Genomic DNA, 12,055 nt, shown 5'->3' with positions numbered 1-12,055 from the left:
GCATACGATATGCCGAATGTCATCGGCGTTTACATATCTAAGGATAATCCATGTATCAACCCCAGATTATTACCATTCCGATTTTACCCTTCGGTATGGTCAATGCTCATCTTATCCGCAGCGATGCTGGCTGCATACTCATCGACACGGGCATTCCCGGATCAGAGTTCAAGATCGGTAAGGTTCTTGCACAACATGGCCTGACGTTCCGCGACATTAATCTGATCGTCGTCACGCACGCCCATACCGACCACGCCGGCAGCGCCGTACACTTGCGCAAATTGTCAGGTGCGCCCATTCTTGCTCATCAGGACGACGCAGATTTTTATAGCCGCAAGGAACCGATGACGTATTGCACGACGAGTTGGGTCGGAAAATTGTTTCTCAAGACCCCAGTTCCGCATGAAGTGTATGAAGGTTTTATCCCTGACATCATGATGAACCACGGTAATGCGTTCAATCTACTCGATTTTGGAGTAGATGGTGTCGTGCGGCACACGGGGGGCCATACACCGGGATCAATTGCGGTAGAGCTATCCTCACAAGACATGATGGTCGGAGACCTGGTCGCCTCAGGCATTCTTATCGGTGGATTAATGATGAAGGGACGCGCAATCCGGCCACCGTTCGAAGATGACCCCGCCACTGTGTCGCGCGAACTGATTCGGATGGTGGAAAATGGCGGACTGCGTTTTCACATGGGTCACGGGGGGCCTTTGGCGGCTCGAGAGGTGCTGCGCCATGCTCAAGCTTTGGCGAGACTGGGAGGCAATTCATGCGCTTCAGGCAAATGTGGACACCAACATGATTAGTCAAATTTAGTGTCAAAACTGCTCAAGGCCGCGCCGAATAGCTGAATTTTCAGAAAAATCCGGCCAGGTAAACCAGGCCTTGTTCACTTCTGTGTATGGTGTTCATGGTTGCGATTCAGCAAATATTCTCTTAACCAACGCCCCGCCACCCCAGGTGGCGCATTTTTATTCCAGACCACATCAACAGACAGTGCTCTGGGCCAGCCCGCGACAGGTAATGCCACCAGTTTTCCTTCACCCGCGAACTCCTCCACCAGTGCACAGGGCAGCGCGCACCAGCCAAACCCCTGGACAGCCATACTCAACAGTAATAAATAGTTTGGTGCTGACCAAACAGGCCCACGCCCCGCGTTGTCACCTCTGTCGATATAAGTAGTGAGCCGTAACTCTCGCCAGGCATGTAACTCATCAAACACCAGGCTCTCACGTATTGCCAGTGGGTGTCCGGGAGCAGCATAAATCCCCATATAACTGAGTAAAGGCATACGGCTGGCACCAATAAAATTAGGATAATGCTCTCGTGCTTCCATCAAACCAATATGTGCTCTCTCTTTTTGCAATAAATCAATAACATCCTCGTTCTCACCAATCAGGCATTCAAATTCAGTATGAGGAAAGTGTTTGGCGAACCCGGCAAGTAAATTTTCAAGGACATCTGCATCCAGTGTGTCGGAGAGCACAAATGACAATTTTGCTTCCGTTTCTGCCACCAATGACACAGCGAGATCATCCAGTCTATTACTGGCGGCAAGGATAGCCTGCACATAGCTCAACACTTGCTCGCCCTGTTGTGTCAAAACTGGCTGTCTGGCAGAACGGTCGAATAACGTGATACCCAGGTCTGTTTCTAAATTTGCCACGGCAGAGCTGATTGTTGACTGGCTCTTTCGCAGACGCCGTGCCGCGGCAGAAAATGAACCTGCCGAGACGGTTTCGACAAAGGCAAGCAGGGCTTCCGGGGAATAACGCATAATGTATCGATTTTCCAGATGGTATCTATCTTTATTTTATCTTAAATATCGATAGTATCGCCAGTCATTACATCACACATTTGTGTTGATTACCGTAATGACAAGGACAATAGATATGAAAAAAGTCAATACCGTGCACCGAACTCTACCTGAACGATTACTGCACGCTATCTGTTTCGAAGGGTTAGCAACGGTAATACTCGCACCACTGGCAGCCTGGATAATGCAACGTGAACTGCTTGAAATGGGGATGCTTTCTCTGCTCCTGGCGACTGCAGCCATGCTGTGGAATATCCTTTATAACGCAGTATTTGATATTTTCGTACCCCATAATCAAACAGCCAGGACATTGAAAATACGCCTTATTCATGCATCAGGATTTGAAGGTGGTTTTCTGATAATAGGTGTTTCACTTGCTGCTTTTTTTCTCAGTACGACACTCCTGAACGCGTTTCTACTTGAGGTCGGTTTTTTACTTTTCTTTTTGCCCTATACACTTTTCTATAATTGGGGGTATGACACACTACGAGCTCGTTTTATCGGGCTGCGTGTGTAGCACACTCACTTACCAGTCGAGCCCGGGCCAGCCGGGCAGCACACAACGGTTATGGAATAAAGCCCCGCTGGCCCCCCAATCTCCATATAAGTAGGTAATGTTCTGTCAGGTGTTCATTACGATGATTATCGAGGTAATACCATCGTAATATGCCAGGATGGGACTCTGCCTTATGGGCTGGCACGAAGATTAAAGCAATTTTTCGTCACCAGAAAATAAGACAGTTCAATCACTAATATCACAAAAATTGCAACAAACAGTGAATTATACTAATATAGACGGGTATCCTGGCTTTTTGTCAAACGGAGAAATCACCTAATTTTAACTTAACGGACTATAACCACTATGTCTCAGACTGAACTTAATACGGGTGTTCCCCGCAAGCAAATTAATCCGCCCGTTTTTTATATTTCTGCTGCACTCATCGTCATCGTAGTAGCTTTTGCAGCACTATTTCCTGAAATAGCCGATCAAAAATTTAAAGCACTACAACAACAAATATTCACCAATGCCAGTTGGTTTTATATTCTGACCGTCGCACTCATCCTCCTGACTGTAACCTTCCTTGGGTTATCCCGTTATGGCGGCATCAAGCTCGGGCCGGATCACGCATTACCTGATTTCAGCTACGTTTCCTGGTTCGCGATGTTGTTCTCCGCGGGTATGGGGATAGGTTTGATGTTTTTCGGTGTTGCCGAACCGGTAATGCACTACCTCTCACCGCCAGTAGGTACGCCTGAAACAGTGGAAGCCGCCAAAGAAGCAATGAGGCTTACATTCTTCCACTGGGGCCTGCATGCCTGGGCCATTTACGCCATTGTTGCACTCATTCTGGCATTCTTCAGTTATCGTCACGGGTTGCCATTGACCTTGCGCTCAGCACTCTACCCAATCATTGGCGAACGTATTTACGGCCCATTGGGGCATGCCGTTGATATTTTTGCCGTCATCGGTACAGTATTTGGTGTTTCCACCTCGCTCGGCTATGGCGTACTGCAGGTCAATGCCGGGATGCATCACCTGTTTGGTGTGCCTATAAATGAAACAACCCAGGTCATTCTGATTGTGGTTATTACAGCACTGGCAACAATCTCTGTTGTGTCCGGTCTGGATAAAGGCATCAGGATATTATCAGAGCTAAACCTCGGCCTTGCCGTGTTACTGCTGTTGCTTGTCGCTATTCTGGGCCCAACGGTTCTGTTGCTGAAATCCTTTGTTGAAAATACCGGGGGTTATCTTTCAGAAATAGTCAGTAAAACATTTAATCTGTATGCCTACGAGCCAAAATCCAGCAACTGGTTGGGTGGCTGGACCTTACTTTACTGGGGATGGTGGCTTTCCTGGTCGCCGTTTGTAGGCATGTTTATTGCCCGTGTTTCCCGTGGGCGAACCATTCGTGAGTTTGTAACTGGCGTGCTGTTTGTGCCCGCTGGCTTTACATTGATGTGGATGACATTTTTTGGGAACAGCGCCATTTATCTGATAAAAGATAAAGGAGCCCTGGACCTCGCCAATACCGTACAACAGGATGTGTCGCTCGCTCTGTTTAATTTTCTTGAGCATTTCCCATTTTCGACCGTACTGTCCTTTATTGCTATGGCTATGGTCGTCGTCTTCTTTGTCACATCAGCCGACTCCGGTGCAATGGTCGTTGATACACTGGCATCCGGCGGAGCAGAACGAACGCCTGTCTGGCAACGTATTTTCTGGGCCGCCGCCATGGGGATTGTCGCTATCGCACTGCTTTTAGCTGGCGGGTTAAGTGCATTACAAACAGTGACAATAGCCAGTGCCTTGCCCTTCTCAATTATCCTGCTGATTTCCATCTATGGGCTACTTAAAGCCTTGAGAGTGGATATCACCAAACGCGACAGCCAGACGTTGGCAACAATAGCACCGACTGCATCGCGTAACCCGATTCCGTGGCAGCGCAGGTTACGAAACATCTCTTATCTTCCTAAACGTTCTCAGGTCAAACGTTTCCTGGATGAAGTCATTCAGCCCGCCATGGTACTGGTTGAAGAAGAACTGGGCAAACAGGGCACACGGAGTGTTATTGATTCATCTTCTGACGACAGGCTGCATCTGGAAGTTGATTTAGGCGAAGCACTCAATTTCATCTATGAAGTCCGGTTACGCGGTTATAGCCAGCCAGCATTTGCCATGTCGGGCCTCGATAATGACAGTCAAAATGCTGAGCAACACCGTTATTATCGTGCTGAAGTTTACCTGAAAGAAGGTGGACAGGATTACGACCTGATGGGCTGGAACCAGGAGCAAATCATTCACGACATTCTTGATCAGTATGAAAAACACCTCCACTTCCTGCATTTAGTGCGCTAATGGGCAGGCCCCTTTACCCAATAGAGGGGCCTTATCTGATACGTTATGCCCTGCCCGTTTATATACCCAGGCGTTGCACCTCAAAAAATTAGCATCCCGTTTTACAGCTGAATCGGTCATATTAAAACAAGCCCATCAAAAATTAGATAGCCATCTCATTGAAAAGCAAACAACTTAATTAAAATCATCTCATCATTGTCATGAGATAATTTATTTTTATCAACCATACAATTACCTCACCATAAATTAAATTATCCGACGGCGATGGTATATCTCACATCTTCATTTTTTTTCCACTTGATTTTTATTGAATTCCCTATCAATCTGTAACTTACATACTGGCAATGTGACATTTTCAGGTGAGTAGTGCAGACATTACTTCGGGTTATTTACAGGCGTCTTCCCATTACACTTGCCACTACTGCTGTGACCCTGGCTATTGTTATGATTCTGGCTGAAGCTTGGTTTTATTCCGCCAGTAAACAGCATGTTCAGGCCTTCTCTGAAGCATTGACGAACAGAAGTAATACGCTGTTTAACGAAATTAGTACTGTAAAACACAAAAGCCAGTCATTCGAGTTATATACCCCGTGCAGCGCCGCCTTTTTACGCCGTTTACGCCTCAGTTTGTGGTCGTTCACGTTGATCAAAGACATTGGCTGGATGCAGAACAATACTATGATATGTACTGCATTATGGGATGAACTATCCCCACCTCTGGCAATTAATTTATATAACCAAAAAATAAAACTGAAAGACAGCACCTGGGTTATCAATGCTGGCATTGATGAGAATATTTATGGTGATCTGGTGCTGTTTGGTAATTATGCTATTGTGTTATCACCTTATGTCTTCAGATCTTTCAAAGATGACACCGACCGCCACCAATTAAGCTTTATTATCAGTAATAAAAATCAGCAACACAATATCATCACCTACGGCCGTGATGTAAACAAGCTGGAAGGAGATAAACAAAACACCAGTAACCTGCGTTTTCTTGTATGGAAAACCTGTTCACAGCAGTACGATTTCTGTGTTATCGCGGGTGGTAAGCCAGACAGTATAGTGAATGCCAGCGCGGTGCTTCTTTCATCGCTAATTTTTATTTCTATTTTTATCGGCCTGCTTATTTCATTAAGCATCAACCTTTATATCGATAAAAAACGTTCTCTTGAGAAACGACTGCTTGATGCGATTAACAAAGACCGACTGCATCTGGTTTACCAGCCTATTTACCATCTTAAAAAAAATAAAATTATTGGTATTGAAGCCTTGCTACGTTGGAAAGACCCGGATATTGGTTTTATTTCCCCTGATATTTTCATTCCTCTGGCGGAAGCAAAAGGGTTGATGACACAAATAACACAACTCGTTACCCGAAAAGCTATTCATGATACAGGTGAGCTGGTCAGGAAACATAACCTCTATATCAGTATCAATATTAGCTCACATGACTTGTGTTCGACTGACTATCTCCTTTTTCTACAACATGCCATCACAGATGCACAATTCCCGGCCAGCAACCTGGTCCTTGAGATCACTGAGCGTCAGGGTGCAAATACCAATTCGCTTAAAGAGATGGTTGAACGCTTCAAACTCAGTGGTGTCAATATCGCTATTGATGATTTTGGCACCGGGTATTCCAATCTGAACTGGCTTTCTCACCTGTCTATTGATGAAATAAAGATTGATAAGTCGATAACAGATTCTATTGAAACCGATTCACTCAATAAAGTGTTGCTCCCCAACCTGATTAGTTTATTAAAAAACATGCACCCGACGGTAGTATTTGAAGGTATTGAAAAACAAGCACAAGTTGATTACCTGTTGGCACATTTTCCGAATGCCCTTGGCCAGGGGTGGTTTTTTTCAAAGGCGCGTGAGTTGCCTGAAATACAGGAAATGTTTTCCCAAAATAGCAACGAAGAATACTCTCCACACTCCCCGATGGGTTAACCAGCGCGGGGTAAATCACGCACCGTACTCACCTTTCTCTCCAGTATCCTGCGCAGTCATAGTTTCTGATGCTTAAGTTTGCTCACATTTTGTTGCTGAATTGTATCCGTTCAGAGATTTATTTGTAACGTTCTCCGAACCGAAACCGATAACACAAGTAAGGAATACCGCTGCAGGAGCATTTCTTTTTACATTTTGGGGGCTCTATGGCTCTTCTTACAACTCCACCACGGAAAATCAAAACCCGCACATTGATGTTGGTCAGCAGTTTTCTCACCATCACTCTAGGGTTTGTTCTTACGATTGGCTACCTGACCTGGCAATCAATGTCACAAAAAGAGATTGTCGCTAAACGTTATATCCAACAGATAGCCCAAAGTGAATCACTCAAGGTGCAAAGGCAACTCAATAATGCACTGGTTACTGCCCGCGATCTTGGGGACAGTGCATGGGCACTGAAAGAGGCAGGAATGACAAACCGCGCCGGGCTTGATCAACTGATGAAAACATACCTGAACACCCACCCCAGTTTTTTATCAATGTCTCTCGGTTTTGAACATAACGCATTCGATGGTAAAGACGCTGAGTTCGCCAATAAACCGGGGCAAAATAGTTTTGGCTCCTATGCCAAATATGTCGATCGTGGCCCCGACGGAAACCCTGCGTTACACAACCTGGTAGATTACACAACGCCTGGCGCAGGCGATTATTATTTACTGCCGAAACAACGTAAAACCGACGTCATCATTGAACCCTATGTTTACCCTTACAACGGGGTGGATGTCATGCTGACATCAATTGCTGCTCCCATTGTACGCAATGGTGAGTTTATGGGGTCAGTTACTTCCGATTTTTCACTGGAAACACTGCAAAAAACCATTCACGCCATTAAACCCTGGGATGGCGCAGGTTATGCCGTACTGTTGTCGGCCGGGCAACGGGTTGTGGCAAGCCCTGTGCCTGCACAGACAGGTAAAAAATGGCAAGGCCAACCGTTCAGCGAAAAAGTTACCCAGTTTGATGATCCAGTACTGAAAGAGCCCGCTTTTATTGCCTGGGAACCCATTATAGTAGGTAACAGTAATACACCATGGAAACTGGCCATTGTCACGCCGGTCAGCGTGGTAATGGCTAAGGCATGGCGCGATCTGACCCAGTCACTTTTGCTGATGCTGGTGAGCATTATCGTAGTCAGTGTAGTGATTGGCTTAATATTTACCCGCAAAGTAGCCCGCCCGGTTGGTGGTGAACCCGGCGATGCTGCAATGATAGCATTGTCAGTTTCACAGGGAATACTGAGTAATTCTATTCCTGTCGCCCCTTCAGATAAGCAAAGTATTTTCTACGCACTGAATACCATGCAAACACGCCTGCATGATATGGTCAGTGACATTCATGTTGCCAGCAACTCAGTACGTAGCGGCAGTGCCGAAATTGCCGCCGGAAACCTGGATCTTGCGTCACGTACGGAGCAACAGGCTGCGGCAATCGAACAAACTGCGGCCAGTATGGAAGAACTCACATCAACGGTAAAAAACAATGCGGATAATGCTCATACTGCAACTTCTCTGGCAAATGACGCAACACGCATCGCTGCCGAGGGCGGCACCCTGGTGAGTGAGGTTGTCACTATCATGTCGCAAATTGATGAGAGTTCCAGCAAAATCAATGATATTACCAACATCATCAATGGTATTGCCTTCCAGACTAATATTCTGTCGCTTAACGCTGCCGTTGAAGCTGCCCGGGCCGGTGAACAAGGCCGGGGCTTTGCAGTTGTTGCCGGGGAAGTAAGAAACCTTGCACAACGCAGTGCTAATGCAGCAAAAGAAATTTCAGAGTTAATTGATGAGTCTGCGCAGCGCGTCACTCACGGTGTGGAACTGGTTAATAATACCGGCAAAATGATGAAGCAAATTATGACGGCAGTCGAAGATATTCAGCACGTCATAACTGGCATCGTTCAGGCTCTGGATGAACAGACTCAGGGTATCAGCCAGGTGACTATCGCAGTCAATGAAATGGACACAGCCACACAACAAAATGCCTCTTTGGTGCAGCAAATCTCAGCGGCAGCAATGTCACTGGAGGAGCAGGCAAAAGTACTGGAAGAAACGATGGCCTTTTTCCAGTTAACCGTTAGTTCGCATGCAATGGCGCCTCAGGAAGCACTAATGCTGGCAGACACTGCGGATTAAGTTTATGCACATCAACAGCAGGGGGAGCGTTTTCAGGTCGCTCCCCCTGCTCTTTGTCATATGACATATGTCATACACACATGATATGCAGATAGTCTATTGTCACGGCGTTAGCTATGCCACCGGGTCCAGCAAACAATCAGTAACCAGGCTGCCACACCCCAGCATGATACGGCACTCACTAATGCCAGAGGCACTCTCATTAATGAACTGAAGTACCACAACGCCAGCAGGTAAACAAAATAGGGAATGATAGCCCACATACCAAAAATAACAGTAGTGCGCAACGCAGCCGTTCCTCGTTCAGAGGCAACAATGTAATGAGCCAGCAATGCAAAGGTTGGGAACAAGGGGACTAACCCCGCGATGTAGTAATTGCGGGTGCGAGAAAGTAAAGCTATCAGGACAACAACCGCAGCACCAATCACTGATTTAAACAATAACCCCATCTAACCCACCAAACGTCTGGTATAAAGACAGCAGCATACCAACAGGGGGGGTTCAACACCAGAAAACAATAATTAACGAATGGTATTGGACAAACAATCTAAATAACCGAATATATAAAAAATTCCTAAGTATTGGTTATCGCAAATTATTTCTCAGCACCAGTTTTTTGATGAAAGGGAGTGAGTTTTGGATAAGAAAAACCGGTACAACGTTCTCCGGCTTTATTCTTCATAAGATAATATAATATCAATAAGCAATGTTATTACGACCAACCACCAGCAACCAGTGTGTATACGTTAAATGCATCATCCATGGACTGCCCGGTGCTTTGTGACCTCTGCGCAATATTAGAGCCAGCTTCAATATCACTGGCATGCTGTAGGTTAGCGGTTGTTGCTGTAATGGTCGTATTTGATGAGGTAGTTTGTGTACTCTGCGCAGCAAATGTACTAAAAGACATCGCTGACAGCACCAGGGCTGCGACGGTAATGTTTACAGTTTTCATAATATTTTTCTCGGTTAACTCATTTATTCTGGCCTGATTAAGCCATATCATTATGGTAGATCTGGATCACACTTTTTTCCAGTGCGATTATTTAACTATTTGTGCCAAAAATAACACATGCAAAAAAGTAGCAATAAAAAATGAAGGAAGGATGGAACGAAGTGTAAGGATATTTAAAGAAAGTAATCCAGAATGGTTTTTTAAAACAATTAAAACAACAAAAGAGAGAAATAAAAAAATGGGCCGATATATTCGGCCCAGTGATTTACATTTTATAACCCAATGTAACTGATGTTTTGGTGTCAGTGTGATCAGGTGCAGTTGAAGGTGGATTAGAATTCCAGGTTACGTTATAAGCCACTTTCAAAGAAAAATGGGCGTTAATCGCAACTTCCAGCCCTGTTTCAGAGTTGACTGTCGTGTCATCACTGCCCAGAACGGAAACCCCCTGGATAAACTTAGCATTGTCAGTGAACTGCCAGGTGTAAGAACCGGCAGCATAACCTAATGCCTGCGTTTTATCCGTGCCATCGGTATACTCGTCATAACGAACACCAGGACCGAATTCCAGCCTTAAGCTATGAACAGGACCATTGAGGATCTGGCGACCATAACCTGCCGTCAGCACGTCACGTTGATGGTAGCCGTTATAACGGTCTGATAACCAACTGGCCTGACCAAACAGGTAGTTGCTACCGTTCATATTATACCGGCTACGCCCACCGACTGCGTACTTTTCAGAAGAACGTTCGTCGTTGGAAGACGTATTATTCGCTGTGCCCCACAAAGACCATGCAGTGGACGTTTGGTACCAGGTTAACGTGCTGTCCGCCGTTAACGAAGAGTTGCGACTGTTACCTGACTGCGCCAGGTAACCCGCATTAACCGATCCTTCAAACGGCTGTTTTGCCGTCGAAGGGTCATCCATGACAGTAAAAACAGAATCATCTGCGCTGGCGATATGACTTACCAGCATTCCCCCTGCCAGCAACATTGCCGCAGGTACTGTCTTAAAAAGCTTCATTATAATGTCCGCACAACAAAAAAAGAGACCACAAAGGTCCCGGAAACTTTTCCGAGGATCAACGGATTATGTGCCCAGGAAAGGTTACAAATTATAAAAATCTCCGAATAACATAGCAATGAATTCTTATTTCATTTTTTGAATAAGGCGCGTCTTAAAAAGAGATTATATTTATATATAAACCTGTGCGATCTCTACAATTCCATCAATAAATCATTGAGTTATTTTCAGCATACCTTTTAAGGTAGTGCTACCATTTAAGATAAACTGCAACCGGAGGAAAAAAGTGAACATATATACACTTACGCTGGCGCCCTCTTTGGATAGTGCAACGCGTACCAGTCAAATCTATCCTGAAGGGAAATTGCGTTGTAGTGCACCAGTGTTTGAGCCAGGAGGCGGAGGTATTAATGTGGCACGCGCAATCAATCATCTGGGGGGGAACGCAACCGCTATTTTCCCCGCAGGTGGTGCGACAGGCGAGCACTTGTGCCACCTCTTAAAGGAAGAGGATGTGGCAGTTATTCCCGTCCCCGCACAAGAATGGACCCGGCAGAACCTGCATGTTCACATTGATTCCAGTGGTGAACAGTACCGTTTTGTAATGCCGGGTGCTATGTTAAGTAGTGCTGAATGCCAGCAACTGGCGGCCAAAATTAAAGCCATCCCGGCTGATTCACTGTTAGTTATTAGTGGAAGTATGCCTCCGGGAACAGATACCGACTATTTATGCGGCCTGATTCATCTGGCACAAAAACAAGGTATTCGCTGTATTATAGACAGTTCTGGCGATGCGCTGAGTGCGGCGCTGGAAGTGGGCAATATTGCACTGGTTAAGCCGAACCAGAAAGAATTAAGTGCTCTGGTCAAACACCCTCTCAACCAACCTGATGATGTTCGGCTTGCAGCGCAAGAAATCATTCAAAGTGGTAAAGCACAAAACGTGGTTGTCTCTCTGGGCCCACAAGGTGCCATGGGTGTAAGCCGTGATGCCTGCGTTCAGGTGGTTCCACCACCTGTTCGTAGCCAGAGTACTGTTGGTGCTGGCGACAGTATGGTAGGTGCGATGACACTCAAACTGGCAGACGGGGCAGGGCTGGAAGATATGGTGCGTTATGGTGTGGCAGCAGGTAGCGCGGCTACATTAAACCAGGGCACACGCTTATGCTCCTTTGAGAATACCGAGAAAATTTACCGTTACTTCCTGCAAAGTTAAGTAGTACAACGCCCATGTGGGTAA

Annotated in this window: 10 protein-coding genes; 6 read left to right on the top strand and 4 right to left on the bottom strand. The window is 45.9% G+C overall.

Going from position 1 to position 12,055, the window contains the following annotated elements; genetic code table 11:
• The first annotated feature begins 50 nt into the window (after window positions 1–50).
• Window positions 51–812 carry an MBL fold metallo-hydrolase gene (locus MPHASIOC01_RS05170; RefSeq protein WP_064595696.1) on the top strand — a complete coding sequence of 254 codons (762 nt, stop codon included), beginning with the start codon at window positions 51–53 and terminating at the stop codon, window positions 810–812.
• 83 nt (window positions 813–895) lie between these two features.
• Here MPHASIOC01_RS05170 and MPHASIOC01_RS05165 read toward each other — a convergent pair whose 3' ends face one another.
• Window positions 896–1,783: a LysR family transcriptional regulator gene (locus tag MPHASIOC01_RS05165; protein WP_064595698.1), complete on the bottom strand. Its 888-nt coding sequence runs from the start codon at window positions 1,781–1,783 to the stop codon at window positions 896–898.
• A gap of 115 nt (window positions 1,784–1,898) precedes the next feature.
• Between MPHASIOC01_RS05165 and MPHASIOC01_RS05160 the strand changes: the two genes are divergently transcribed.
• The 4 genes from MPHASIOC01_RS05160 to MPHASIOC01_RS05145 all read left to right on the top strand — a co-directional run bounded on the left by MPHASIOC01_RS05160 (window position 1,899) and on the right by MPHASIOC01_RS05145 (window position 8,836).
• Window positions 1,899–2,339 carry a multidrug/biocide efflux PACE transporter gene (locus MPHASIOC01_RS05160; protein WP_064595700.1) on the top strand — a complete coding sequence of 147 codons (441 nt, stop codon included), beginning with the start codon at window positions 1,899–1,901 and terminating at the stop codon, window positions 2,337–2,339.
• A 345-nt stretch (window positions 2,340–2,684) separates the two neighbouring features.
• Window positions 2,685–4,682, top strand: coding sequence for a choline BCCT transporter BetT (betT, locus tag MPHASIOC01_RS05155; RefSeq protein ID WP_064595701.1), 1,998 nt, complete (start codon window positions 2,685–2,687; stop codon window positions 4,680–4,682).
• Window positions 4,683–5,048: 366 nt separating this feature from the next.
• Window positions 5,049–6,638 carry an EAL domain-containing protein gene (locus MPHASIOC01_RS05150; RefSeq protein WP_064595703.1) on the top strand — a complete coding sequence of 530 codons (1,590 nt, stop codon included), beginning with the start codon at window positions 5,049–5,051 and terminating at the stop codon, window positions 6,636–6,638.
• A gap of 206 nt (window positions 6,639–6,844) precedes the next feature.
• Window positions 6,845–8,836 carry a methyl-accepting chemotaxis protein gene (locus tag MPHASIOC01_RS05145; protein WP_353614119.1) on the top strand — a complete coding sequence of 664 codons (1,992 nt, stop codon included), beginning with the start codon at window positions 6,845–6,847 and terminating at the stop codon, window positions 8,834–8,836.
• A 110-nt stretch (window positions 8,837–8,946) separates the two neighbouring features.
• On the opposite strand, the gene MPHASIOC01_RS05140 is transcribed toward MPHASIOC01_RS05145, so the two are convergent.
• From MPHASIOC01_RS05140 to MPHASIOC01_RS05130, 3 genes are all read right to left on the bottom strand, one after another.
• On the bottom strand, window positions 8,947–9,285 hold the full coding sequence (locus MPHASIOC01_RS05140; protein WP_064595707.1) for a GlpM family protein: 339 nt from the start codon (window positions 9,283–9,285) through the stop codon (window positions 8,947–8,949).
• A 263-nt stretch (window positions 9,286–9,548) separates the two neighbouring features.
• Entirely contained in the window at window positions 9,549–9,791 is a 243-nt protein-coding gene (locus MPHASIOC01_RS05135) for a hypothetical protein (protein WP_353614118.1), read from the bottom strand.
• A gap of 265 nt (window positions 9,792–10,056) precedes the next feature.
• A complete protein-coding gene (locus MPHASIOC01_RS05130) occupies window positions 10,057–10,815 on the bottom strand; it encodes a YdiY family protein (protein WP_064595709.1) in 759 nt (252 codons plus the stop codon).
• A 286-nt stretch (window positions 10,816–11,101) separates the two neighbouring features.
• Between MPHASIOC01_RS05130 and pfkB the strand changes: the two genes are divergently transcribed.
• Window positions 11,102–12,031 (top strand): 6-phosphofructokinase II, encoded by a 930-nt coding sequence (gene pfkB, locus MPHASIOC01_RS05125; protein WP_064595711.1) that lies wholly within the window; start codon window positions 11,102–11,104, stop codon window positions 12,029–12,031.
• Window positions 12,032–12,055: the final 24 nt, after the last annotated feature.

This window comes from Mangrovibacter phragmitis, from assembly GCF_040429585.1.
Taxonomy (GTDB): Bacteria; Pseudomonadota; Gammaproteobacteria; order Enterobacterales; family Enterobacteriaceae; genus Mangrovibacter; species Mangrovibacter phragmitis.
The sequence above is the reverse complement of the archived record's forward strand: the minus strand, read 5'-3'. Positions and strand labels throughout refer to the sequence as shown.

Excerpts from the sequence above, each read along its gene's own strand:
- MPHASIOC01_RS05170 (WP_064595696.1), top strand. The coding sequence starts at position 51 with ATGTATCAACCCCAGATTATTACCATTCCGATTTTACCCTTCGGTATG.
- betT (WP_064595701.1), top strand. The coding sequence starts at position 2,685 with ATGTCTCAGACTGAACTTAATACGGGTGTTCCCCGCAAGCAAATTAAT.
- MPHASIOC01_RS05160 (WP_064595700.1), top strand. The coding sequence starts at position 1,899 with ATGAAAAAAGTCAATACCGTGCACCGAACTCTACCTGAACGATTACTG.
- MPHASIOC01_RS05130 (WP_064595709.1), bottom strand. The coding sequence starts at position 10,815 with ATGAAGCTTTTTAAGACAGTACCTGCGGCAATGTTGCTGGCAGGGGGA.
- MPHASIOC01_RS05145 (WP_353614119.1), top strand. The coding sequence starts at position 6,845 with ATGGCTCTTCTTACAACTCCACCACGGAAAATCAAAACCCGCACATTG.
- MPHASIOC01_RS05140 (WP_064595707.1), bottom strand. The coding sequence starts at position 9,285 with ATGGGGTTATTGTTTAAATCAGTGATTGGTGCTGCGGTTGTTGTCCTG.
- MPHASIOC01_RS05165 (WP_064595698.1), bottom strand. The coding sequence starts at position 1,783 with ATGCGTTATTCCCCGGAAGCCCTGCTTGCCTTTGTCGAAACCGTCTCG.
- MPHASIOC01_RS05135 (WP_353614118.1), bottom strand. The coding sequence starts at position 9,791 with ATGAAAACTGTAAACATTACCGTCGCAGCCCTGGTGCTGTCAGCGATG.